Consider the following 26,635-nt stretch of genomic DNA (forward strand, 5'->3'; position numbering starts at 1 on the left):
TACGGCGTTTTATTTGTTACCATTTTGAAACAGGTCTGCAATGAAAGCCGTCATCTATACTAAGGATGTTCAGTCAAACTGGACAAAGGAACTGTCATTTCCTGCTCTGAGTCTCCGACCGGATAGATTCGGGCCGTTTCATCCTCATTGACATGCTGGATAAAGATAGGGGTATCCTGATAAGTTACCTTTTTCATAATGGTCGATTCAGATATTTCGATCGCTCTTTGTTTGTTCATAACGTTCTCCTTATCCCGAATGGTCATTTGTTGATCAACAAGACGGTGAGGTTTTTAAAACTCTGCATCACTACAATGCACCAAACCGTGCAAGTTTATGCAAGTTTGTAGAGAAGGATTAGTGTAGTAAGCATTCCCCGACAGTACATGTTATTATTCTTGTTGAAAAGAATATAGCATGTACATCATTCAAAGATTACGAGGAGGTTTACTTCTATGGAATTTAATATATTTGTCGTTGAAGATGATAATGCATTATTTGAAGCGTTGAAAAAAGGATTGGAAGCGTGGGCCTTACAAGTTACAAGACCTGATGATTTTCATGAAGTCATGCGGTCATTTCAGGATCAACAACCACACCTTATTATCATGGACATTACACTCCCTAAATATGATGGTTTTCATTGGTGCAGAGAAATCCGTTCAGTATCCGAGGTACCTATCATTTTTCTATCTTCCCGTGATCACCCCTTGGATATGGTCATGGCACTTAATATGGGTGCGGATGACTTTGTTCAAAAACCCTTTCATACGAATGTGCTATATGCCAAAATCCAGGCGCTTCTTCGCAGAACTTATGCTTATGGGGATGGCCAGACAGATATTCTCGAATGGAATGGTGCCTTAGTTGATCTGAAGCGAGGTGTTATCCGAAAATCAGACGAGGAAGCAGACCTGACCAAAAATGAATTCTTCTTGTTGATTGCGCTCGTGAAAGCTAATAATGTCATTATCTCCCGTCATGACTTGATCCGTAAGCTATGGGAGGACGAGCAGTTCGTAAACGATAATACCCTTACAGCTAATATCACCCGGCTAAGGCAGAAATTAGAACCACTTGGACTCTCGGATGCGATTGTCACAAAGAAAGGGATGGGTTATATGGCCGTCACTTTATAGGGGGTATAGCCGCATGTTAATCCGTTACATCAGAACAAGAAAAAGCTGGATCCTGCTTTTTGTTAGCTTGCTAGGTCTGACCGATGTACTTATCCTTATTGAGCAGGGAATCCATGTAGAATTGACATCTCTCCTATATTTAAATGGTCTGTATATAATTATATTTCTTGTATTTTTTCTATGGCGTTACAAGAAAGAAACCAAATATGCAGCAGCGCTCCTCGAGCTGCAAGAAGTCATGGCCTCGGATTGGATGGAGAGTCTTCCGGAACCTGAGCATGAACTCGATAGTATAACGAACGATGTATTACGAGAGGCCTTTTATCAGTTCAACCGCAAGTTATCTCATGATAAGGAAGTCCAACTGATCGAGAACGACTTCACTGCCTCCTGGATTCATGAGGTTAAAACGCCTCTTACTGCTATGAAACTGATTCTGGACGCACGACCGAGTGATCCGGATCTAAGTAGAATTGAATCAGAATGGCTGAGGATCCATCTTCTCATAGACCGTCAGTTGTATATGACACGTCTTCCTGCCTTGGAATCAGACTTTGTGCTTGAACGAGTTTCGTTACATCGTCTTGCGGCAGAAGAAATCCGGGAATTGGCTCCATGGTGTATGGAAAAAAATTTGGCAGTCAGCATCGAAGGAAATGATGTCATGGTCGTTACGGATCGCAAATGGTGCCGCTTCATCCTTCGGCAGTTATTAACCAATGCCATTAAATACAGTCCATCCGGCAAGGCGATTACATTCATGACAGTGATGTCTGAAAAAGAGAACATTATCCTAGATTTAATTGACGAAGGTCCGGGGATACAACCGCATGACCTACCACGTATCTTTGACAAAGGATTCACAGGCGAGAATGGAAGAATTCACAATGCCGCTACCGGACTTGGGCTCTATCTTGCCCAAACTGTAGCAAGGAAAATGGGCATTGCACTTCATGTCCTAGCGGATCAGAGGCAAGGGACGACGATGCGGATCACCTTTACGGATCCCAATGCATTCGAAATGGTTAGAAGAACTCAAGAGGAAAATATCCCACTATAAACAGCCAAGATTATTCTTGACTGTTTTTTTTGTGAACATGACAAATTTGTCATCTACCTAATCAACTCGTCACCCAGAACGTACGACAAGTAGGGGAGATCAACGTACACTTAAGCTACAATCATTTTTGGGAGGTTCAACATGGATGAATGGAATGAACAAGAAACGGTTTTACACGCTCGAAACGTCCACAAATCATATGGTTCAAAAGGTGGTGCCCAACAGGTATTAAAGGGAATAGATTTACGTGTTCTCCGTAAAGAATTTGTAGGAATTATGGGTCCGTCCGGTTCGGGGAAGACAACATTGCTTAACGTACTTGCCACGATTGACCGGACAACAGATGGCACAATCTTAATCGAAGATGAAGATATCTCTACCATGAACAATACGGCTCTTTCTGCATTTCGTCGAAACAAGCTTGGATTCATCTTCCAGGACTATAATCTTCTTGACACATTGACGGTAAAGGAAAATATCCTCTTACCTATATCACTTAGCAAAAAAAGCAAACAGCAGGCAGAAAACGAGTTCACAGCGATTGCCGACGTGTTAGGGATTCAGGAACTTTCGCAAAAATACCCATTCGAAATATCAGGGGGTCAAAAACAACGCACTGCTGCTGGGCGGGCCCTCATACATCAGCCTTCCATCATCTTTGCAGATGAGCCTACTGGTGCACTCGATTCCAAATCCGCTTCATCACTGTTATCAGTAATGGAGGAGGTGAACCGGAAAAGAAAGGTCACGATTATCATGGTTACGCATGATCCAGTCGCATCCAGTTACTGTAATCGTGTGGTGTTCCTAAAAGACGGAAAGATATATTCCGAACTGTACAAGGGAGAGAAATCCAGACAGTCGTTCTTCAAAGAAATCATCGATGTGCAGGCTGTTTTAGGGGGCGACCACATTGACAGTATTTGAATTAGCACTTCGCAGCATGCGGCAAAATGTGAAACATTACTACTTGTATTTCTTCGCGCTGATTTTCAGTATGAGTCTGTTCTTTGTCTTCGCTTCCTTGTTACACGATCAGCAAGTTCAGTCCATGTTGGAATCAAGCGACAAATTTCTAATCGCTTTTCAGTCTGCAGCAATTCTGCTCATTGGGATTATTGTAATCTTTACTATATCATCTAACCAAATTTTTCTACGCCGGCGCAGCCGTGAGATCGGATTATATCAGCTCATCGGTCTATCCAAGGGCTGGGTAGCCCGCTATTTAATCATTGAGAATGTACTACTCGGTTTAGGTGCACTCATCGCTGGAATTATCTGTGGAGCATTGGTATCACGTTTGTTTGTCCTCATTCTAATGAAATTGCTCCGTTTGGATGGGATGCCTGCCATTGACTTTTCGTTACTCGCAGCCTTTGATACGGTAAAAGTCTTTGTTCTCGTCGTTGTTATTACTTCCTTACAAATGATATTCATGATATATCGCAGTACACTGTTACATCTATTTCAAGCAGATCAGCAGCCTGACTTATCCAGCCAGCCTCCAACTATCCTTGCATCTATTCTTACGGCTATTTATGCCGTGCTTGGTATTGTACTTCTTGGCTACGGCTATGAATTATCGGGTCGGATGGTAGATGAACAATTAATCTTAAATGCATTCCTGGTGCTTTTATCTACGATTACAGGAACATATATATTGTTTCGTGTGACGATCAAATGGTGGTTCTCATGGATTCGCAAACGAAAAAATGGTCATCTTGGCTTGTATAATAGTTTGTCACTTGCTCCGCTGATGCACCGGATGAAAGGTAATGCCAACTCGCTCACCTTGATTACAGTGTTGTCTGCTTTAACCATAACTCTGGTTACCATGGCGTATTCTGTGTATTACTCCACCGAGAATACGGTCCGCATGGAGATTCCATATGATTTTTCATTTGAGAATAGGCAGTCGGATGCACAATCGTTCGTAACCGAGCTTGAGCGGGAAGGAATTAACTTCAGCTACCTGTCCATCGAGGCCGTCCGGACTAAGGGTGTTATTCTTAATCCACTTGATGAATCCAGCCATATCGAGGAGAGAAACTTGTTGTGGCTTCCAGCTGAACAGCTTCAAAGGGCAGATAAAAAGCTATCGGTGCCTTCACACGGTGAAGCTGTAGAATACAGTGTATCTGCACAGACTGCATTTGACGACAGTGATTTCTCAAAGCGTTACCCGACGAAAATTGAACTGATATCAGAGGGACAGACAGTTAGTTATCCGTTGAAAGAACTAGTTGTCGAGAATCTTGTGAATTCCGATATATCTGGAAATCAGATTTTGGTGTCTGAAAAAACGTTAAGAGAAATTGAGGATAGCATGTCCAGCACTGCCGATTACGAGAGAGTACACATAGATACCTATCGTATTCCAGACAAAAGTGAGCTTGCTTTAGCTTCCTCCCTTTACCAGAAATATAATCTTGACGAATATTTTACGACCGATTTCTATTCACGATATAGACAGACACTTGAGATTTCCGGATTATTAATTTTTATCGCTGCCTTTCTCGGACTCGCCTTTCTCGCCTCTACCGGCAGCATCCTGTATTTCAAACAAATGACTGAGGCCGAGCAGGAGAAACAGAGCTTCAAGACACTGCGCCAGCTCGGATTTGAAGAGAAGATGATTATGAAGGGCATTGTGCGAAAGCAGATGGTTGTGTTTCTTCTCCCTCTATTGATTGGTGTACTGCATTCAATCTTCGCAGTAAAAGCGGCTTCAATCATCATTATTTCGGACATTACTGCTCCAACAATTATTTCGATAGGAGCGTATGCATCCATCTATTTTCTATTCGCTCTCTTCACACTGGGTTACTATCGGAAAATTGTTAAACATGCGATGTTGTAAGACTATTTTCAGGAGGTGCATGTATGAAGAAAAAATTTATTTTTATATTAATTGTAGTAGTAGTTTGCTCAGGTCTATATGTAACATTCAAACGTGAGTTTGATCAATTCAACCCATTGTATAAGGAGCAATATGTTTATGCTTTAATTAATAAACCAGCCGAGAAGGAAGGTAAAAATGAATGGATCCGGTACAGATATAATCTGACCGGTTACACAGCACAAGGGGAGGAAACAAAGGTCACTTTCTCGTCAAGTAAAGAATTGGAACAGGACACATATGTGAAAGTACTTGCCAAGGGAGCCTATACGAAACAATGGACATTAATACAAAAGGAAGAGATGCCAAGTAATTTCTTTCATTGAAAATGGGATTGAATTGGGGGAGTACGACCAGCATCATCTCATAGAAGAAGAGTTACCATTTGGGTTTTGTTAGAATATTTGTATTCGAAGTCGCCTCTTTGGCGACTTTTTACTGTACGTAACTTTTGTTTATATCATTCGAAATTGCTGCACCATCCATAATTTACAATTCAATTAGAAACTTTTTCCTAAATCTAGCGTCTAATACTATGACTTTTTGAGGGGTTATACATTACTAGAGAGTAGAAGGAGCCAAAGACAACACATGAATATGAAGAAGAAATTATCCATTTTTACCGCTTTAGCCGTTTTTCAAGCATTTGCAGTTGGTTCTGTGAGTGCGCAATCAGCACCGCAAGGTGACACCGCGTCAGTAAACACAGCCAATGTAGAATCAGTTGAGGTGTTAAAACAAGAGCAGCCGATTGCAGAGCGTGAAGTGAAGACGGAGAGCAATAACAAATCTATCACTACTCCGCCCACTGAAACCAAGGACACTCAAACCTCAACCGGCACTGAGGCAACACCTAAAACAGACAGCGAGAAACCTGCATTGGATGGGGGAGAGTCGACTACAAACGAAACGGGTGCAAAACCTGTAGTTCAAGAGGAAACCCCTGAGAAGGTTGAAACGCCAGCTACGCCTGCTCAGATAGAGCAACCATCCGTTGATGGGACGTCTCCTGCAGCAGCAGGTGGAAATCTGACGTTGTACATGAATAGCAACAAAATGGAGCAGGATGGAAAAACGTATCTTGCTGGACAGCCAATGGCTGTAAAAAACGGTGTATCCTATGTTGCAATCCGTGCGCTGGTTGACCGTGTGGGATATGGCGTCAAATATGATAACAAAACCAAGGAAACCATCATTATTAGTGGTGAAGATGAACTCCGATTCAAAACTAACAGCAAGGACTATACGGTAAATGGAGAGACCAGAACGATGAAAGGCCCTGCTTATCAGCAAAAAAGTACATTCATGGTGCCGTTAACTTCCATTACTCAAGCTCTGAACATCACCTATAAAGTGAATCAGTCGGCTAAAACGGTTGTGTTGAATCTTAATACAAAACCTGTTGCAAGCTTTACCATTTCCCAAAAGGAAATTTTTGCGGGTGATCAAGTAGACTACGTGACTTCTTCCAGTTCACCTAATGGAATGGATATCGTTGACGAACGCTGGACTGGTCGCCAGGATTCATTTGATCAAGCAGGTACATATACGATTTCATATCAAGTACAGGATTCCAATGGTCAATGGAGCGATCCCTATTCAACTACGATTGAAGTTTTGGCTCCTAATCTTCCTCCTGTAGCCATGTTCGCCACGGATAAAGAAGAGTATAAAATGGGCGAAAAAATAACATACACAGACCAAAGTACAGATGATGAAAATAATATTGTTAAAGCGGCGTGGGAGAACAATTCACTTGCGTTCTTTGAACCGGGTCCAAAAACGGTGACTCTTACGGTAACTGACAATCACGGTGCTACGAACACGTACTCCAAAGTCATCACCATAACCAATGAGACCTTATATTCATTTACCGATTTTAATTTACTCTTCACGCCGGTAGGACAGAAATTCACCTTTAATGGCGGCGAAGTGACTACGATGGAGAAAGTGCCTTATACGTACATGGATGAGCCAAGTTTGCTGATCCGCAGTAACAGTCCGGAAACTGTGAATACGGAAGGCATTGTATATAAAGAATCATCTTCGGGGCAGACCCGTTTCATGATTCACCACGTGAACAATACAGGCAAAAGAGTAAAAATGTATGTGATTGCAACCAATAACAATCCGAATCCAGCCGTATTTGAACAACAGAATATGGGCTTTGCCGGACCTACACCGTATGCTACCGTAGCTGGGAAATTGTCTATTGATAAATGGTTCAAGTCGATTCAGACTGGAGCGGATCAAAAGAAAGAGTACCTTCAACCTGGAGAAAGCAAACTGATTTTGACAGAACTTAATAAAACGCCGATGAAAGAAGGACAAGTCATCTCCCTCTATTCGGACGCTTATAGTGATTATTCCTTAGATTATAACGTTATCCTGGTGGAAGAAAATAAAGATCCGTTCGAGGCTCTGCCATTGCTACCTGTGCTTGATCGTGACGGAGTGCACAACCGGGGTACGTACCCGAATGCGACTCGCATTATAAAGTACGATGAGCACGTGGGAATCAAACCTGCCCGTCTGCCACTTGGTGACAATTCAAGCGATCCCAATCTGGTAGGAACAGATCCGATGGCATACACAGACGCATCCAATGCGGGTAATTTCGGCGTATTGTACAAAATCACGCTGACCAATGTTGCACCGCGTACACTTATCTCCTTTAACCCTCGTGGAGGGAAGTACTCCGGAGTAGCTCTGGTGAACAATCAGTTGGTATCGATTGCCGAAGGTAACGTTGCGGTTGCCAATTCAAGTGAACAAAGCGTGCTTTACCGCACCGGTTCAACTGGAGAGAGCGTAACCATTCTATTCTCTGCCGCACCAGGAAGCAACCTGCCGGTCAATCTGCTCTTTACACCACTCCCATCGGAGAAGTAATGTAGGTTTCTCTTATAACGAATGGTTTGGTGGCACTTTAATCATCGACAAAAAAGACTCCATATGGAGTCTTTTCTTTTCACAACTTATTTCTACTAAGGAGGAATCAAATTCCGATGAATGTAGTCGTCAAGTTGATACGTGAATTCAAAGAGCGAGATAACCGGCGATTGTTGAAGGATTATCGAGACAAAGTGGAGCTTATCAGGAAACGGAACTTGGAAGTTTGGGATGATCAGCACCTGCAAGCGGAATCTCTTCGGCTGCAAGAAGAAGCAAGATCAGGCAAGCCTTTGGATGATCTGCTTGTTGATGCTTATGCTCTAGTTTGCGAGGTTGCGAAGAGAACACTCGGATTACAGCCTTACGATGTGCAAATTATGGCTGCGATTGCTTTGCACGAGAGATTTTTGATCGAGCAGCATACCGGTGAAGGAAAAACACTCTCTGCTGTTATGCCTGTTTACCTCAACGCACTGACAGGCAAAGGCGTTCACGTGCTTACTTTTAACGACTACTTGGCAAATCGAGATGCAGCGTGGATGGGCCCGATCTATCGCTTCCTCGGGTTAACGGTAAGCTCGGTTCAATCGGGCATGAGCCTGTTCGAGAAACGGGAAGCTTACGCCAAGGATATAACCTATGTTACAGCTAAAGAAGCAGGGTTCGATTATTTGCGTGACACAATAACATTAAATGAAGCCGATACCGTGCATCGTCCTTTCCATTACGTCATCGTTGACGAAGCAGATTCGCTGCTTCTTGATGAAGCACGGGTGCCGTTAGTCATTAGTGGCGATTCGAGTGCTTCCAAGAGTGATGGCGTTCTTTTCGCAGAAGTGGCCCGGCAGCTGCGGCCAGGAGAGCATTACGATTTTGACGAGTTCCAGCGGAACGTTTACTTGAATGAAGCGGGTGCTGCAAAAGCGGAGTTGCTGCTGGGATGCGGCAACTTGTACGATAGCCATAACAGTCAATGGTTAACTTCATTGAATTGTGCGCTGCATGTGGAATCGTTATTAAAAAAAGACGTCGATTACATCGTCCGGGACGGTGGAATCGAGCTAATCGAAGAACACACCAGCCGTGTGGCCGAGAACAGGTATTTGCCGGACGGGCTGCAAGCTGCGCTGATGGCAAAAGAAGGGTTGCAGTGGAAGGCCGGTGGGAGAATTCTCGGTACGATCACGATTCAGCACTTTATTAGCCTGTATTCGGGAATTTGCGGAATGACGGCTACGGCTCACGCTTCAGCAATGGAATTTGAGGATATCTATGCGTTACAAGTCGTGCAGATCCCGCCAAACCAGCCAAACATACGGATCGACCACAAGCACCGAATTTACACCCATAAAGAAGCCAAATATAAGGCGCTTGTACAAGAAATCTCTTCCGTCCATAGGATGGGACGCCCCATTCTTATTGGTACGTCAAGCGTCGAGGAATCTGATATGATGGCGGAGGCGCTTGCCGCTGCTGGTGTACCTTGCCAGGTTCTGAATGCCAAAAACGATACAAAAGAAGCCGAAATCATCGCTAAAGCGGGAGAAATAGGCGCGGTAACGGTATCTACGAATATGGCAGGGCGCGGCGTCGACATTCGTCTCGGCGGTGGTAATCCCGCTCAGGCAGAAGTGGTTGCCAAACTGGGCGGATTATACGTGATAGGTACATATGTGAATGAAAGTATGCGAATTGACGACCAGCTGCGCGGGCGTTCCGGCCGCCAAGGTGACCCTGGGTCTTCCGTATTTTATATCAGCCTGGAAGACGAGTTGATGCTTCGCTTTGGCATTCATAAACTGTTTCGCGCTCCAAATCAGGACGAGGTTCTTGATGATCCGGCGCTCCGCAGCAAAATCGAGCATATCCAGCGCGTTATTATAGGTCAAAACTTCGATATTCAGCGGGAATTGAACTGTTATTCGGATATGGTGGAGGATCAGAGGCGAATTCTATATGAAGAACGGCTCGGAATTTTGAAAGCTGAGAGACTGATGAGTCCATCGGAGCGGCGTGTACGGCTTTTTTATATCGACGAGTTCTGGGCTGACCATCTCGCATACGTTTCTTACATTCGTGAAAGCATTCATCTCGAGAGCATTACCAGTCGTAACCCAATCGACGAGTTTCATACGCAAATCACCCAAGCATTCGAGCAAATTCCGGCTAAAATAGATCATGAGTCGGCAAATATGCTTAGAAAACTTGGAGGTTCGAATGATCCCGAGAAATGGGAACAGTTCGGTCTGAAGAGTCCTATTTCGACTCGGACCTATATGATCAACGATCAGTACAGCCAAGATAAGCGCAGCTCATGGACCGGAACGACGGTATTTGCTTTTTGGGGCAGTAAGATTTTGAAGCTATTACTGAAGCCAGTATATAGGATGTCAAAATAGTGATGGGAGCGTGACGATCGATGAACAATAATTGTTGAATTCGATTGTGAACTGAGAGTTTTTGGGGAGAAGTATAAATACGGCATTTGAAAGTCGCTATTATAGCGGCTTTTTTTATTTCAGTGGCACAAGTTCTTGTCTCACCTGCCGGGATTAGCTGTTGAAACGAGCCAGGCACACTTCCTTAAAATCTTATAAGAAATTCTTGATATCTCAGAAATTTATCCGATAGGTGGGTGCTATTATACAAATACAAACAAAGACGAGGTGATGAAATGCAAGCAAAATTGGCAGCGGACGCCATTCCCATCTCCAAAAAGCGAAAGACATGGATAAGGACGATACAAAAGCACAAAGTGATGTATGCTCTCTTGTTACCAGCTTTAATTTACTTTGCGGTATTCAAATACATTCCTATGGCGGGAATCATGATTGCTTTTAAAAACTACAACCTGGCTTTGGGACTATGGGATAGCCCATGGGTGGGATTCAAAAATTTTACCGATTTTATGAACGGCGTTTATTTCTGGGACATCATGAAAAATACGATTGTTATATCGCTGTATAAGCTATTGTTCGGTTTCTCCGCGCCCATCGTACTTGCTTTACTCCTCAATGAAGTGTATAGCCAATGGTTTAAGAAAATCGTACAGACCATCACTTATTTGCCTCATTTTCTATCATGGGTCATCGTGTATGGAATTATGGTAGCCTTACTAGCCCCTGGCGATGGTCTCTTTAACATGATTTTGAAGGATTTTGGTGTTGAACCCATCTCGTTTCTAACCGAACCTGCCTGGGGCAGAATGTTGATCATCTTATCTGAAGTATGGAAGGATATTGGATGGGGGGCGATTTTGTACCTTGCCGCCTTGGCAGGAATCGATCCAAGCTTGTATGAAGCGGCTCGAATGGATGGTGCATCCAAATGGAGACAGCTCTGGCATATCACGTTACCTGGTATTCGAGGAGTCATTATTCTGATGCTGATTCTTAAATTAAGCCATATCCTGGATGCGGGTTTTGACCAAATATTCATGTTTGCCAACACCTTTAACCAGGAGAAGATCGATATTATCGACACATGGGTATACCGCGAAGGGTTGGAACGTCTTAAGATTGGCTTGGCTACGGCTGTAGGATTGTTTAAAGCTGTCATCGGATTTGCTTTAGTGTTGGCAGCGAATAAGCTCGCCAAAAAATTCGATGGGCAAATCTGGTGAGGTGGTCTTTAGAATGATCCATATGACAATCGGGGAAAAAGTCTGGCAAACCGTCGTTTATGTAGTTCTTATTATATTATCCCTACTGTGCGTGCTGCCCTTTCTATATGTGGTTGCTGTCTCCGTAACACCAGAATCGGAAGTATTAAGAAGAGGGATTGTCATTATACCAGAATCCTTTACCTTTCTGGCCTATAAAGAAGTATTCATCTCGCATGGGATCTGGCAGGCGTATAAAATTACGTTATTTCGAACGATTGTAGGCACTGCGTTAAATGTGTTTTTTACGGTAATCGCGGCCTACCCGTTATCCAAAAAATATTTGCCCGGAAGAAGTCCGTTTTTACTCTTCATTGTGTTTACCATGATGTTCAGTGGGGGATTAATTCCGACTTATTTACTAATCCGCTCTTTGGGATTGTTAAACAGTCCTTGGGTATTGATCATTCCAAATCTCATTAGTGCATTTAATCTGGTGATCATCAAAGGTTTTTTTGAGCAATTACCTGGTGAAATCGAGGAATCAGCGAGGGTAGACGGTGCAAGTGAACTTCAGACGTTATGGCGGATCATTTTACCCCTGTCCTTACCTGTCCTTTCCACCATTTCCTTATTTTACGCAGTCGGGCATTGGAACAGTTATTTTGATGCCATTGTATATATCAATGATTCCAACTACATGCCACTTCAAGTGATTTTGCGCAACATCCTGCTTAACGTTGCAACTCAAAGCGCTGATTCGCTCGCCAATTCCGGGGCTGTCAGTACGTTCGCAGTGCAGATGGCTACAGTTGTTGTAACTACAGTTCCGATATTGATCGTTTATCCATTTTTGCAAAAGCATTTTACCAAAGGTGTACTCCTGGGATCCGTTAAAGGATAAAAGGTGTTCCAACCTAACTTATTACGGGGAAACCGTGATAATATACAAGCAAAGGAGAGGTCAATATGCAGCGTAAAAAGATTTCATTTGCTATTCTGTCGGCAATCTTAGGACTTGGAACGCTATTGTCAGGGTGTGGGGGAAATGAAGAAATTACATCGACAACTTCGGGTAATTCGCAAGGCCAGTCTGGCCAGTTTGCAACCAAAATGAAAATCTCAATGTTTAACCAAGGCACTTTTAATGCTGCTGCTCCGGTACCTCCACGTGAAGAAGATATTCAACGCCAAATGTTGGAAGAAGAGATGAACATCGACTTGGATATGATGATTCCTCAGGCGGGTCAAGCAACAACCAAACTGAATACACTTATTGCAGGCGGGGATATTCCAGACCTGATCTTCTTGAAGAGCCGTGCTGATCTTGCGCAATATTACGACCAAGGTGTTCTTGCGGATTTGACACCGTATATGGACCAATTCCCTGAACTACAGAAACGGTTTGGCAACGACTCCTGGGAGGCGATGTCCTATCAAGGAAAAACGATTGGAGTTCCAGGCTATGATAATGTAAACGGTATCAGTCGAAGCTTCTTTATCCGTAACGATTGGCTGAAAAAGTTGAATATGGAGGTACCAACGACACCTGACGAGCTGTTCGAAGTTATGAAAGCCTTTACAGAGAAAGACCCGGACGGGAATGGTAAAAACGATACGTACGGATTCATCGGTGGTATGAATAAAGAAGGTAATCTGCAAACCTACGGCTTTGATAGCTTGATGTGGATGTTTGGCGTCAATCCTCCTTCAGCCGTTGAGATAAAAGATAATGAACCGGTATTTCTGTTTATCGACCCCAAAATGAAAGAGGCGCTTGCTTACATTAATAAAATGATGGCAGCCAAGGTGGTTGACCCGGACTGGGTGACGATGAATTCGCCTGATCTGTTGGACCAAAAGATGTTTAAGGGTAGAGTTGGCTTCATGATCAGAGATGCTCGTAGACTAGAGCCGGATTATCAACAGAAAATGAAAGAAATTAGTGGCGAGGTGCCGGAATGGATCGTTATCCCTCCGATGAAAGGTCCTTACGGGGATCAAATTGTAGAGAGAAAATCGTTCCAGGGCAACTCATGGGCCATATCCGCAAAAGCGGACGAGGATAAAATCATTCGGATCTTGTCCATGCTAAATTATCTTTTTACGGATGAAGAAGCCTATCCGAACTTTGCATACGGTATCAAAGGGATTCATTGGGATGTCGTAGACGGCAAGATCAAAAATAAAACCTCCGAGTTATCGAAGGAAATGAAAGAGAAGTATCTGTGGGTCGATCATTATAGAATGCCACGCCGTGGTGATGATGCGGAGTACTTCAGTTTCCAGAATCCGAAGACGGCGGAAGCTTTCAAGGACAATCAGCAATATGTGGGGCCAACGTTGCCCGGAAATTTATTGACCCCAGACCCTAGCGATACCTTGGATGCTGACCGCACACGTTTCATTAATGAAAGCTTGGTTAAATTTATGACGGGCAAAGAGCCTCTATCCAACTGGGACAATTTCCTCCAGACGCTGGATACCAAGTTTGACATGCAGAAATATAAAGAAACAGCAATCCAGCAATTTAAAGAAGCCGGCCTTATCAAGTAAAATAAACGTAGAGAGAGTGGCTATTCGTAGCCCCTCTCTTTATTAGCATATGCTATTCTTAGTTTAAAACGGAACTAAAAGGAAGATGATGGATGCGAAGAAGAATCAGCTTGCCTTTAAAATTATTTTTTATCGTATTTGCCTTTGTATTAGGCTGCATCATCTTGATAAGCCAATTGTCTTATCGCTATGTCCAAAAGGAAATAAGAACCAATGACATTTTTTACACCAATCAAATACTAGACAAGGTAGACCAGTATTTCACTGTTAATTTCTCCTCCTTCCAGACGATTCTCTTCTCAGTTGAAACATCAGTGAAAGCCAACATTAACAATACCGAAGTGATTAAAAAGCAATTAAGGGAGCTGTATGAACTCAACAGTATCTATGTCAGTAATATTTATTTGATCAAAAGCGATTTATCCATTCTGGGTGGAAGTACACCTACTCGTATATTTGATGAACCGTTATCTGAAAGAGCACCTTTATTTGATGCGGCTGATAAGAATAGAAGGACTACCTTTGTTAGTGAACCTTACAAATCGAAGTATTCCGGCTGGACCGTTACGATGGTTCGATATCTGAATGGTACTCCGTTTCCTATGGCCATTGCGGTTGATTTGGATCTAAATGCCATTGAAGAAACCTTGTTCAAGATTAATAAACAGGAACAAATGAATCTGGCTCTGATCACTGCGTCAGGTAAGATCATTGCCGGATTTTCTGAAAATAAAGGACCTCTGAATATTCAAGATCATTCTTTTTCGATCGGAGAGACGTCAGCGGAAGAAATTCTGGATACGACAGAAACAAACCTTCAACTGTTTACCAACGACGGTATTCCGGTCTCCCTTTTGAAAAAACCAACGGAGAAATTCAACTGGACCATCATCTCGATCAACGATGAATCACGCTTAAAAGCAGCGTTGTCCAGATTGGAAACCTATTACCTCGAGCTTCTCGCTGCAGGTCTTATTTTAAGTTTGTTCATTTCTTTTTTGGTTGCAAAATATATAAGAAAACCACTCTATACGCTCAAAACAAAAATGAAGCAGGTGGAACAAGGCATCCTCACAACGACTATAACAATTAATCGAAACGATGAGTTTGGCGATCTTTCACGGGCATTCGATCGTATGCTTCAGCAGATTGTTGAACTTATTCGCCGAGCCGAGCATCATAATGAACTTGAGCGGAAGTTGGAAATCCAGGTGTTACAGTCTCAAATCAATCCACATTTTCTGTATAACACGCTTGGTTCAATCAGCAATGTGATACGTCTCGGACAAATAGAGAAAGTAGATGTGGTGATCGGGTCGCTCATTTCTTTATTGGAGTACGGGGTAGACGATGCTTCTGAGAAGGTTTCCCTACGCCAGGAATTACGCAATGTAGCGGACTATATCGAGATCCAGAACATCCGGTATAACCGAAACTTCCACTTGATTGAAGATATCGAAGCAGGACTGATGGATTTTCCAGTTTTCCGAATGCTGCTGCAGCCCCTTGTGGAGAATAGTATCTTCCATGGTTACAACGGAGGGGGAATTGAGGGGCCAATTACGATTCATGCGTACAGGGAGGACAGTATCGTTATCATCGAAGTTGTTGATCAAGGCGAGGGAATTCCAGCTGATCAAATAAAGCATATTTTAATCTCAGAACCGAGTGAAGAGGAAGTAAAAAGAAAAAGAATTGGGCTGAATAATATTCATGGTCGAATAAGACTTCACTACGGAGATCAATTCGGACTGCAAATCATTAGCATACCTAAGGAAATAACCCGTATACGCGCTGTATTCCCGGCAGAATTGCCAAAAGGAGATGCATAATGGGGAGAGACTATACCTGCTTCATTGTTGACGATGAAGACCTGATCATTCAACGATTGGAATTGTTTTTTAATGAACTCTCTCATAGGGATAGACGATTTGTTCTAGTGGGCAAAGCGAATAATGGGCTGAATGGGATCGAGGAGATCTTAAAACTTAAACCGGATATTGTCATATCCGATATTGTAATGCCGCGAATGGACGGAATCTCCATGATTGAGCAGCTCAAGCCGGAGCTCCCCCATACCCAGTACATACTTCTGACCGCCTATTCATCCTTCGAATACGCTCAGCGAGCGATTCAAGCCAACGTATTGGAGTACATTGTAAAGGTTCCGCTAAGGGAAGCGGATCTGAATCGAGCGTTGGATAAGGCAGCCGGAATTTTAAATGAGTTTGAGAAAAAAGAAGCGGAATTTCACTCGTTAAACGTATCCGTGCTTGAAAATAAATACAGAGTCCGCAAGCAATTTTTTAACGAATTGATCCGAGGTGAAATTCCTTCTCATCGGGCATCGGATTTTGCCAATCGCATGCAGTTTCATTTCTTTCAATCCAACTATTGCTGCTTCATCGTTGAAATGAATACGTATGAAAGTTTCCGAAACGAATACGCGGCTGCAGATCAAAACATCTTGAAGTATGCGATAACAAATATCATCGAAGAAACAGTGATGAATGGTAGTAGTGGGGTAGCTGCGGATCTGTCGGATAATCGTTTTATTGGTTTTTTATCCTGGGAAAATAACCGCAGTGATATGGAAACGGAATATGCTTGCCTATCCTTGGGAGGGCAGATCATCTCTCATTTGCATCAATTTTTGAATAAAAGGGTATCTGTCGCTTTTGGAGGTCCGCACCGAGGCTGGGAATCGATCAAACAGGCGTACACGGAAGCAAAAAATGTGAGTGAGGATTTCTATTATCATACTGAAAAAGTCGTAAAAACACCGATGCATCGGTTCCAATACCATAATGACAAAAAAGCAGATTTTCAGCAGAAGCTGGCTGATTTTCTTATACGCCTGAAGAGGAAGATTTCCAAGGAAGAGCTGGACAATGCACTTGCCGATCTGTCGCAATTTGTTACGGACCATAAAATCCACAAGTCTATCATGGCGCCAATGATTAGAGACTTGTACAGAGACATTACCGTGAAATTTAAATCGGGGAATAAGATGGCCACGGAAGTTCCAGACTTCCCCATGGAATTTATGGCTTTTCAGGAGCAGCTCGCCTATATTGGCGATTTCACATTCGAATACGTGCATGCGGGCCAACTGTTACATCGTGCAGAAATCATGAGTGCTATGCATTATATAGAGACAAACTTGAAACAACGCTTAACGCTGGAAGCAATTGCCGAGGAAGTGAATCTAGCGCCATCGTATTTTAGCAGCTTATTCAAAAAAACAATGAACGAAGGCGTGATCAGCTACATCAATCGTAAAAAAATCAACCTCGCTCTCGAGCTGTTAAATGTGAAGGATTATTCTTTGTTGGAATTGTGCGAGGAAGTAGGTATCGTCAATGAAGGGTACTTTTGCAAACTGTTTAAAGAATATACGGGGGATACACCTAAGCAATATCGGATAAAAATGACACGGTAGAATCCAAATAAGGATGCAAAAAATGTATGATTTTTTCGCGAAATCCTGTAAAAAAAAAGGGGTCAAAACCATTACCATGATAGGAGCATCTAATCATGGAGGTTATCAAAATGGAACTTATCAAAGCAGATGTAACCGTCATAGGCGGAGGAATTGCCGGGATATGTGCTGCCATTGCTGCCGCACGCCAAGGGCTGCAGGTTTCACTTATCAATGATCGGCCGGTTCTGGGTGGAAATGCGAGCAGCGAGGTCAGAGTTCATATCAATGGGTCTGCATATCTCGGAAACAGTCCATCCTATTATGCTCGCGAGGGCGGGTTGGTGGAAGAACTCAAACTGAAGATCTTTCATTACAACCCGTTATACAACAAAAAACTTATGCTTTCACTTTCGGATACGGTCTTGCTCGACATGGTGTATGATGAGCCCAACATTTCTCTGTTTCTGAATACATGTGTGCATGAAACGGGCATGGAGAACGGCAGAATCAAATGGGTGGAGGGCCTTCAACTAGCTTCCGAAAGAAAATTTCGTTTTGAAAGCTCAACCTACATCGATTGCTCCGGGGATGGAATTGTTGGATACCAAGCAGGTGCTCACTTCCGATGGGGAAGAGAGGCGAAGCATGAATACCAGGAGGGGCTCGCTCCAGAAGTGGCAGATCATTACACGATGGGTGATACGATTCTGTTTCAAGCCCGTGACGTAAACTATTCCGTTCCTTACAAAAAGCCTGGCTTTGCGTATGATATTACGAAGCTGGAGTTTTTTGATAGTATCAGAAAAGGATTAAACCATCGGTCTTTTCCAAGGAAAATCAACGGGCTTGGCGGATTGTGGTGGCTGGAATACGGCGGACATATGGATATTATCAAGAATAATGAAGACATCGCATTGGAACTGCGGAAATTGGTGTACGGGATATGGGATTATATCAAAAATAGCGGTGAGTTTGATGATGTAGACAACCTCATCCTGGATTATGTATGCCCGATTCCGGGAAAGCGGGAGTCGAGACGGTTTATAGGGGAACACATGCTGTCTCAGAACGATCTTACAGCAAAGCCTCATTTCGAAGATGCGGTATCCGTCGGAGGCTGGTATATGGATCTGCATGCAAATAAAGGCATCTACGATGAGGGACCGGCCACAGCATGGAATTTTGTGCCGGGATTGTATAATATCCCTTTCCGCAGCTTGTTTTCACGTAATATTCCTAATCTTATGTTCGCTGGCCGCAATATAAGTGCTACCCATGTGGCTTTTGGATCTACAAGGGTGATGGCAACCTGCGGTTGTATGGGGCAGGCGGTAGGAACGGCTGCTGCGTTATGCGTAAAATACGATACAGACCCCGCGAACATAGTCAAAGCCCATATGGATGAGCTTCAGGCGCAGCTGCTTCGCGACGGGCAAACGATTGTAGGCCTTCAAGAGCCGTTGGATCCATATTTCGCTGACGGATTAACGATTCGTGCCTCGTCTCAGCGAAGCTATGAACAACTTCATCTAACCGAAGAGATCTCCTTGGAAAAAGCGTTATGTTTGGTCTTGCCGATCCAGACATCCGTAGCAGAAAGCGTGCAGATCAAAATTAAAAATAGTTCCGGGTATTCGGAAACGTTGCATGTGAAGCTGTTTGGCGGGGATCGAAAGGAAAATTATATTCCCACCAGCGAGCTGAAAGGTTACAATTTGGTGATTTCAGCGGGTCATGATGACTGGATTACACTGGACCTCAGCTGCAAGAAGCCAGCAGACGACAAAATTTACATCGTATTGGAAGGTACGGCGGGCCTTACTGTACACAGCAATGAAGAGAGAATGACTGGAGCGGTTAGCTTCCTTTATAGACCTGAAGAGCCATCCAGGCTAAAGAAGCTTAATAAGAGCATTTGCTTCAAGGAGCTGATTCCACCCCAGAATATGTATAATCCTGCGAATGTCGTCAACGGCTTCTCCAGACCTTGTGGTCTGCCGAACGGCTGGATTTCGGAACGTACAGAAGGACAGGAATGGTTGGAATTTGGTTTTGCAAGCCCCAAGAATCTGGATGAAATCCATCTTGTTTTCAATTCGCAGCTGAATTTGGAGCATTTCGACGATCCAATCGAACCACTGATCCAAGATTATGATGTGACCCTAACGTTAGAGGATGGAACCGAGAGTGAAATTAAAGTCCGCGGGAATTATCTTTCGTTGAACAAACATCAGGTGCATGCACAAGGTGTAACCCAAATCCGGTTTGATTTTTGTGCTACGTATGGTTCGCCTTATTATGAAGTGTTTGCTGTAAAACTTTTTGCTCCTAAAAACGCTAGGTGAGGGCGGGTGAAGTCGAGATGAAGGAATTTTTCCCTCGAAGAGGGCTGCCTAATGTCATTCAAAAGTTGGAAAATGGAGAAACAGTAACCATTGTCTATTTTGGCGGCAGTAATACACGTTCGAAAGGATACAGGGTCATGATGGCGGATTGGCTGCGAGGGCAATATCCGCATGCCGATATTCGCGCTGTGAACGCAGGCATTGATGGGACAGGATCGGACCTCGGCTGTGCCCGTTTGGAGACAGATGTACTGAGTCATCAGCCTGATCTCGTATTTGTTGAATTTGTTGGTAACGATGGCGGAGTTCCCGAATCCAAGGCGCGGATCGAAGGCATTGTCCGACAGATTCGCAAGCGGAGCCGGTTTACCGATATCCTGTTTGTATATACGGTTAAGGAGCGGGATTTGATCTCATTTCAATCCGGCGAATACCAGAAGGGCGCTCTTATGCAAGAGGAAGTCGCCGACTATTACGGCATTCCTTCCATTCATCTGGGCGTAGCGGTCAGTCAATTGGTTTCGGATGGAAAGCTTATTTTTACTTCAAGAGCAGACGTGTCTATCCCCGGAGCCGTTATTTTCACGCATGATTCGATCCATCCAACGATTCCCGAAGGACATCAGATTTACACAGATACAATCACCAGGTCATTTGAGAAAATGAGCGAACTTCGAGATCACCCGGGAAAAGTGGAACATCACTTGCCGCAGGACACTTTGGTCCCGGCCAATCCTTGGGAGTATGCAACCATGCTGCCACTGGATCGTCTTAGTCATTTTTCGGCAGGATGGTCTTACATGACTCCCGATAATTTTCCTTTAGTACGCGAGTACGATTGGTTGTTCCCTGGTCTGTGGCGAGCAGTTGATCCCGGAGAGACGGTCACTGTGGAGTTTGAGGGAACACACATCGGCTTATTTGATATCGGGGGGCCAGATTCTGGCAGATTGAAGGTGTCGGTGGATGGAGGGGAACCCTTCCTTATTGATCGATTCACGCCCTACAACGATCATAATCGAAATCAATATGTTTTCTTGCCGGAGCTCCCCAATGGGAAACATACAGTTCGCTTCGAGATCGATCATGAGAAAACTGACAAAGCGGCCGTGTTTGAGGCTAGCGGCAATGAACGAAGTATGGAACATGTTCGACAGCATCCAGCTTGGTATGATCAAACGGTCATTCAGCTTGGAAAGTTGTTATTGGTGCAGCCGCCATTATAATTGATTGGATCACTCTGAACACTTGGAAGACCTATATTCTATCTGACTGCAACTGAGCAATCAATTAGAATGTAGGTTTCTTTTTTTACTTAAAATCGTATAAGAAATTCTTAAAATGAAAGAAATTTCACCGTAATCTAACATGCTAAGATAATAACGACAGAGTGGGACTAGGCAGAAGGCAACTTTATTTGGAAGCGTTATCATTATGAGGAGAGGCTGTGAATTGTATGGTCAAAAGGAAGCTGTTTTTCTTCATCGTTTTCATGTTGACGATCGTAGTTCCTTCCAGCCTGATCGGAATAAGGACCGCTTATGCGGAGACCTTACCTTATCAGACGATTATTATCGATGACGGGAGCATTAAGATTAATGATGTTGTGACACCTGATGCGGGTAACGAGAACAATGGATATGCGGCTCCAAATTGGACTACAAGCACAGGGGTGAAGGGGTATGATCTTTCCAGCACCAAATATACAAGTACAGCAGGCAGAACGATAACATGGAATCCACGCTTGGAAGCAGGAACGGCGAAAATATCTTTCTATAAGCTGGATTGGGCGGATAAGGCTGATAGCAATGTGAAAATCGAAATTGTTCATAATGGAACGACGGATGTAGTCTTTATGGATCTGAGACCCTCATCTGGCGCACCAACGGGATGGGTTGATTTGGGAGAGTACTATTTTTCCGGTGTTGGTGAAGAATTTGTTCAATTGACCCGGTCTACCGGCACCACAAACACGATCCTTACACGTGCTGATGCGGTCAAGTTCGAAGGGAATATAGGGCAGAAAGAGCCACATAAGACAATCATCATTGATGATGGGAGCCTCACAATTGATCATGTCGTCACGGTTGATTCCGGCAACGCTAATAACGGATTTTCCGCACCTTATTGGAGCACAAGTGCGGGAGTGAAGGGTTACAATAATTCCAGTTCCAAATATACAGACGCCGTAAATAGAAGCATCACATGGAATCCACGCCTGGAAGCAGGGACGGCGAGAATATCGTTCTATAAGCTGGATTGGGCGGATAAAGCAGATAGTAATGTGAAGATTGAGATTGTTCATAACGGGATTACGGATGTGAAGTTTATGGATCTTAGACCTTCGTCAGGTCCATCGGTTGGATGGGTGGATCTGGGGGAGTATGAGTTTAGTGGTGATGATAGCGAATTTGTCAGGCTGACTCGAACGCAGCCTTCTACGGGTACAATTATTACGCGGGCTGATGCAGTCAAGTTCGAGGGGAATATCCGTCAACAAGCACCACCGTTGCCCCCGCTAAGAAGCCGTACCTTAGCGAATCTCAGTTACACAGAGAAAGGCAGCATCGAAAATGCTAACTACAAGACGACCTTCTATGAGGCAGCATGGGATGGAGGCAAATCCATCGTGCGTGACATGTTCTACAAGAACACGGACACGGGAAACTGGATGCCAATCAATAATGAATCAGAAAGACTTGAGGAACAATGGGTTTTATTGGACGGGAATGCGGGGAGCCGAACCAATTATTATGATACGATGAACAAACGCTGGATTACATTCGACGGGATCACCTTTCCTGACAGCCAGACGGCGGTATTAACCGATTCTACGCATGGCAGTGATTACGATTTTGAAGTGAATTGGTCCATGGCAGGGGATAAACCAGATGTTTCTTTTGCCTTTACGCCTCGCCGCGACGGCAATTATGTGATTGGATATCAGTCCTTCACAACAGAGGCAGTCTCGGGCATCAATGAAGTGTTAAATGGATTCAGGTCACATGCCAAAATGGTAGGTACGGTGGAATCAACAAGTTTAAGAGAGCTGAGCGCTCCGATGAGCCTGGTTGAGAAAAATGATGGTTCGGGAAATCCAATGACGTATGGGGTATTTGTACCTTCGGCAGAGCTTCCGGTTGAATTTGAACCGACGGGAGGCGTGACGAAACAACGGCTTGGCATGAGCCTGGTCAACAACGAAGGCAGTGTGCAGCCCATCCTTTATGCTCCTCAATTAGGGACTTATTCGCAAATGACCGCAGAAAGCACTTATCAATTTCATATGGGTCTAATCGCTCAAAAAAGCAATCTGTATGAGTCCTACGCGGATATACTTCGCAATGAGTACGATTATTCGGCATACCGGGAAAATGTGTCAGATCAGTCACTCACTGACGCGATGTTTAATATGATCGATTTGCTTAAGGTTGAGCCACAAGGGGACGATTCTGTTAATTATGTCCCTTCACCGAGCGGGTGGTGGAGCCGCGCCAAGGGCTTTATCGATATCGAAAACGAGGATAGCGTCCGAACAAGCTCGAATGCGGTTCTTTTGGGAGCTTACTATTTAACGGGTGATGACCAGCTATACGATACGCGAGCACTGCCGTCCGTCCAGTATGGCGTATCGCGAAATGGTATCGGTTGGTCACCAACGCAGAAGAAAGTTTACGGTGTGCCTTCGTTATGGAAAATGGCTACTCTGCCGTTCGATGTTTCAAGTGTAGCCGCTGTAAATCAGATGATGGGAACTTCGGCAGGTATTGGGGCGCTGGCACAGGAAGAATACCTCGTACGTGATCCTGACCAGAAAGACCGGGGGCCTGTTATTCAACCTCTTATGATGTATCGGATGACGGGAGATGCGAAGTATTTGCAAGCTGCAAAGGATGCAGCCGACAGTTATATCACGCAACATATCGATACGCCTGCATCCGTCGATGTGAGTAAAAATGAGTTCATTTATTATTACAGCAAGCTGTGGATGGAAATCTTGGAGCTATATGAGGAAACTCAGGATCCCAAATACTTGGATGCCGCCTATAAGGAAGCCAAACGCTATGCAACAATGTTTGTTGCTCGCCCCGTTCCTGAAGGTAACGTTACGATTCCTCAGCCGGAGACATATAATTACGCGGAGTCGTTCCATTGGCCGGAAAGTGGTAAATTTCAATATCCTAGACTCAAGCTCCCAGAAGATATTGCCGGAGGTGTTCAAGCGGAGCGTTGGCTTGTTTCACCAAGCGGATTGACGTTTGAAGCAGGAAGTACAACCGGCTATTATCGGATGAATGCTCAGGAAGCTCCATTCATGCTGAGATTGTCGCTTTATACAGGGGATGAACTGCTGCAGGATATTGCTCATAATGCGGTTATTGGACGATATTCCAGTTATCCAGGTTATTATTATAAAGGCTTCGCCGTTAGCCAACTTGAACCGGACTTTCCTCTGGAAGGCCCAAGCGGGGCTACATCCATCTATTATCACCATATCCCGGGGCAGCTCGGGCAAACGATGGATTATTTGATCAGCGAACAATCATTGAAATCGAACGGCAGTATTACGTTTCCTTCCGTTTTTGAAACGAATTTTTTATGGTTCAAATATCACCTCTATGGGAATAAACCAGGTCAATTTTATGGTAATTCCGACGTTTGGCTATGGATGCCCAAGGGGATTATTAAGACCAATCATCCTCAATTGAATTGGATAACGGGTGAGAGCGGCGATAAATTCTACATCGGATTAAGTAACGCATCTTCAGAAGAAGTTCAGACTCCAATTGAATTGAATGAACACATTATTGGATTCAACCCGGCACAGGATTACACCGTAACGATCATCCGTGACAATGGTACACCAGAACAAGCAGTTATGAGTGGTGGAATCATTCAAGCCACGGTTTCAGGCAAGGGCATCACCGCGATCATTGTAGAGGGACTTGATATTGATGTACCGTTGCATCAGGTCAGAACGGCAGATACATCGGATGCAAGTTATTTCTTTGATACCCACAGTCCAATTGATGCGGTTAAAGGCATGCTGATCGTTAAGCCTGACGAAACGGTTTATGATGCTTATGTGCAGGCCAAAACGACGAAACCAGCGACAATCCATTATTCCCTGGATGGCGGGGCAACGTACACAACCGTGCCAGATACGATATACCCGATGGAATGGTCTATACGGGTGAATGATTTATCCCAAACTTTCACGTATTACGTGGAATCGGAGGGGAAACAGACCCGTAAGCGGACACTCTATCTGCCGGATCAGGTATCGGAAACTCCAGTTCAACCCGATGGGCAGGATAGTTCAACCATCATCGTGGATAATACGGAGGCGGAGACAGAAGGCGTCTGGATAAGGGATACGACGGCTAACGATTATTATTATGATAACTATGTGTATGCCAAATCTACGACCGGCACAGCGACAAGCAAAATGAGATGGCGGCCTGAGCTGCCGGAAAGTGTCACTTACAGTGTGTATTATAAGATTCCGCAAATCACGGCTGCGAGTGAAAATTGGGCAACAAATGTCTCATTTACCGTTTATCATAGCGGAGGCTCCGATACGGTGACAGTTGATGAGACAACAGCGAATGGTACTTGGGTGCACCTGGGGGATTATCCTTTTGCTGCAGGCGATAGCGGGTACGTGGAACTAACCAATAAGGCCAATAAGTCCAGAGTCGTTGCCGATGCAATCATGTGGGTGGACCCAAACAGGGTACCGCAATTGGAGTCTGCTGTGATCCTGTCCGATCGGAACGAACTGCAGATGACTCAAACCGCACAACTGAGCGTAACCGGTTATTTGGATAACGGTTTGGTCGGTGATCTTACACAGGCCGATGTGCAATATTTCGTTGATCGTACGGATCTGGCCGAAGTGAATAGCAGTGGGGTGTTGACCCTTCTTAATCTTGATGGAGACACGGATCACATTGAGGTATGGGCTACTGTTACGATTGACGGAGTGACCTTAACCACAGCACCTTTGAATATCACGATCAGGGACCTAACGGTTATCGTGGACAGTACAAATACAACAGGGTTATACACGACAGAAGGGTCTTGGAGCCAAAGCAATTTAGCCGGATACAAAATTGGGGTTAAATCCCGCTATTCAACAGTTCAAGGCTCATCAGCGACGTGGAAAGGCCAGTTTCCAGAGGGGAAATATACGGTCTCGATCTACAAACTTGTCCATACGACGGGAAACGATAATAATGTCAAAGTGGAAGTGAAGCATAAAACGGGTACCGAGGTCACCTATATGGATGCAACGGTTGGCTCATCAGGTTGGGTTAATCTAGGGACGTTCGACTTTACGGGTGACGGCAGCGAGTATGTCCGGTTAACCAGGGTTACGCCTACAACGGTAGACCCGCCAACACTTCCTGCGGATATGATCTATACGAGGGTTGACGCTGTTATGTTCGAACGACATTCCGAGGATTCGGAGCCGCTTGCCAATGAGGTGCCAGTTAAACCGACACTTTCTGAATAATGGCAGTGAATTATGAATGGAAGTGGAACAACGGTAAGTGACGTTATACAAATGATTGTAAAATAACGCTAAGAGCCGAGTGGATCAAAACGATCCATTCGGCTCTTTATGTCTAGGTGCAAGAAAGTGTGTTTACAAGGAAATGCAGTCGGCCGCCTTCCTCTTACCACCCATAAATCACTTAAGTTTGCCAAAT

General features: G+C 44.2%; 16 protein-coding genes. 15 read left to right on the forward strand and 1 reads right to left on the reverse strand.

Features of this window, described 5'->3' with window-relative positions:
- Window positions 1-59 precede the first annotated feature (59 nt).
- Window positions 60-239 (reverse strand): H-type small acid-soluble spore protein, encoded by a 180-nt coding sequence (locus tag MKZ13_RS15910; protein ID WP_145325494.1) that lies wholly within the window; start codon window positions 237-239, stop codon window positions 60-62.
- Window positions 240-455: 216 nt separating this feature from the next.
- Here MKZ13_RS15910 and MKZ13_RS15915 point away from each other — a divergent pair, with 216 nt between their 5' ends.
- From MKZ13_RS15915 to MKZ13_RS15985, 15 genes are all read left to right on the forward strand, one after another.
- Complete coding sequence (locus MKZ13_RS15915) at window positions 456-1,139, forward strand: response regulator transcription factor (protein WP_339176710.1); 684 nt, start codon at window positions 456-458, stop codon at window positions 1,137-1,139.
- A gap of 13 nt (window positions 1,140-1,152) precedes the next feature.
- Window positions 1,153-2,199, forward strand: coding sequence for a sensor histidine kinase (locus tag MKZ13_RS15920; RefSeq protein WP_339176711.1), 1,047 nt, complete (start codon window positions 1,153-1,155; stop codon window positions 2,197-2,199).
- Between the two features lie 141 nt (window positions 2,200-2,340).
- Window positions 2,341-3,126 carry an ABC transporter ATP-binding protein gene (locus tag MKZ13_RS15925; protein WP_221821246.1) on the forward strand — a complete coding sequence of 262 codons (786 nt, stop codon included), beginning with the start codon at window positions 2,341-2,343 and terminating at the stop codon, window positions 3,124-3,126.
- A complete protein-coding gene (locus MKZ13_RS15930) occupies window positions 3,113-5,059 on the forward strand; it encodes an FtsX-like permease family protein (protein WP_339176712.1) in 1,947 nt (648 codons plus the stop codon). The genes MKZ13_RS15925 and MKZ13_RS15930 overlap by 14 nt, the downstream gene beginning before the upstream one ends.
- Window positions 5,060-5,082: 23 nt before the next feature.
- Window positions 5,083-5,424 carry a YxeA family protein gene (locus MKZ13_RS15935; RefSeq protein ID WP_221821249.1) on the forward strand — a complete coding sequence of 114 codons (342 nt, stop codon included), beginning with the start codon at window positions 5,083-5,085 and terminating at the stop codon, window positions 5,422-5,424.
- Window positions 5,425-5,689: 265 nt separating this feature from the next.
- Entirely contained in the window at window positions 5,690-7,990 is a 2,301-nt protein-coding gene (locus MKZ13_RS15940; RefSeq protein ID WP_339176713.1) for a stalk domain-containing protein, read from the forward strand.
- Between the two features lie 116 nt (window positions 7,991-8,106).
- Window positions 8,107-10,392, forward strand: coding sequence for a DEAD/DEAH box helicase (locus MKZ13_RS15945; RefSeq protein ID WP_339176714.1), 2,286 nt, complete (start codon window positions 8,107-8,109; stop codon window positions 10,390-10,392).
- Between the two features lie 275 nt (window positions 10,393-10,667).
- Entirely contained in the window at window positions 10,668-11,615 is a 948-nt protein-coding gene (locus MKZ13_RS15950) for an ABC transporter permease subunit (RefSeq protein WP_036671347.1), read from the forward strand.
- A 13-nt stretch (window positions 11,616-11,628) separates the two neighbouring features.
- Complete coding sequence (locus tag MKZ13_RS15955) at window positions 11,629-12,498, forward strand: carbohydrate ABC transporter permease (RefSeq protein ID WP_036615551.1); 870 nt, start codon at window positions 11,629-11,631, stop codon at window positions 12,496-12,498.
- A 65-nt stretch (window positions 12,499-12,563) separates the two neighbouring features.
- Window positions 12,564-14,150: an extracellular solute-binding protein gene (locus tag MKZ13_RS15960; RefSeq protein ID WP_339176715.1), complete on the forward strand. Its 1,587-nt coding sequence runs from the start codon at window positions 12,564-12,566 to the stop codon at window positions 14,148-14,150.
- Window positions 14,151-14,260: 110 nt separating this feature from the next.
- Window positions 14,261-15,982, forward strand: coding sequence for a histidine kinase (locus MKZ13_RS15965; RefSeq protein ID WP_339176716.1), 1,722 nt, complete (start codon window positions 14,261-14,263; stop codon window positions 15,980-15,982).
- Entirely contained in the window at window positions 15,982-17,592 is a 1,611-nt protein-coding gene (locus tag MKZ13_RS15970; RefSeq protein WP_339176717.1) for a response regulator, read from the forward strand. The genes MKZ13_RS15965 and MKZ13_RS15970 overlap by 1 nt, the downstream gene beginning before the upstream one ends.
- 95 nt (window positions 17,593-17,687) lie before the next feature.
- Window positions 17,688-19,919: an FAD-dependent oxidoreductase gene (locus MKZ13_RS15975; protein WP_339176718.1), complete on the forward strand. Its 2,232-nt coding sequence runs from the start codon at window positions 17,688-17,690 to the stop codon at window positions 19,917-19,919.
- A gap of 17 nt (window positions 19,920-19,936) precedes the next feature.
- A complete protein-coding gene (locus tag MKZ13_RS15980; protein ID WP_339176719.1) occupies window positions 19,937-21,145 on the forward strand; it encodes a GDSL-type esterase/lipase family protein in 1,209 nt (402 codons plus the stop codon).
- Between the two features lie 266 nt (window positions 21,146-21,411).
- The gene (locus tag MKZ13_RS15985) at window positions 21,412-26,439 is read left to right on the forward strand and encodes a hypothetical protein (RefSeq protein WP_339176720.1); all 5,028 of its coding nucleotides are present in this window, start codon (window positions 21,412-21,414) and stop codon (window positions 26,437-26,439) included.
- The last annotated feature ends 196 nt before the right edge of the window (window positions 26,440-26,635 follow it).

Source organism: Paenibacillus sp. FSL R5-0701 (assembly GCF_037973995.1).
Classification (GTDB): Bacteria; Bacillota; Bacilli; order Paenibacillales; family Paenibacillaceae; genus Paenibacillus.

Coding starts and splice junctions, on each gene's coding strand:
- MKZ13_RS15920 (WP_339176711.1), top strand. CDS start 1,153: ATGTTAATCCGTTACATCAGAACAAGAAAAAGCTGGATCCTGCTTTTT.
- MKZ13_RS15955 (WP_036615551.1), top strand. CDS start 11,629: ATGATCCATATGACAATCGGGGAAAAAGTCTGGCAAACCGTCGTTTAT.
- MKZ13_RS15940 (WP_339176713.1), top strand. CDS start 5,690: ATGAATATGAAGAAGAAATTATCCATTTTTACCGCTTTAGCCGTTTTT.
- MKZ13_RS15950 (WP_036671347.1), top strand. CDS start 10,668: ATGCAAGCAAAATTGGCAGCGGACGCCATTCCCATCTCCAAAAAGCGA.
- MKZ13_RS15970 (WP_339176717.1), top strand. CDS start 15,982: ATGGGGAGAGACTATACCTGCTTCATTGTTGACGATGAAGACCTGATC.
- MKZ13_RS15925 (WP_221821246.1), top strand. CDS start 2,341: ATGGATGAATGGAATGAACAAGAAACGGTTTTACACGCTCGAAACGTC.
- MKZ13_RS15985 (WP_339176720.1), top strand. CDS start 21,412: ATGTTGACGATCGTAGTTCCTTCCAGCCTGATCGGAATAAGGACCGCT.
- MKZ13_RS15980 (WP_339176719.1), top strand. CDS start 19,937: ATGAAGGAATTTTTCCCTCGAAGAGGGCTGCCTAATGTCATTCAAAAG.
- MKZ13_RS15915 (WP_339176710.1), top strand. CDS start 456: ATGGAATTTAATATATTTGTCGTTGAAGATGATAATGCATTATTTGAA.
- MKZ13_RS15935 (WP_221821249.1), top strand. CDS start 5,083: ATGAAGAAAAAATTTATTTTTATATTAATTGTAGTAGTAGTTTGCTCA.
- MKZ13_RS15945 (WP_339176714.1), top strand. CDS start 8,107: ATGAATGTAGTCGTCAAGTTGATACGTGAATTCAAAGAGCGAGATAAC.
- MKZ13_RS15910 (WP_145325494.1), bottom strand. CDS start 239: ATGAACAAACAAAGAGCGATCGAAATATCTGAATCGACCATTATGAAA.
- MKZ13_RS15975 (WP_339176718.1), top strand. CDS start 17,688: ATGGAGGTTATCAAAATGGAACTTATCAAAGCAGATGTAACCGTCATA.
- MKZ13_RS15960 (WP_339176715.1), top strand. CDS start 12,564: ATGCAGCGTAAAAAGATTTCATTTGCTATTCTGTCGGCAATCTTAGGA.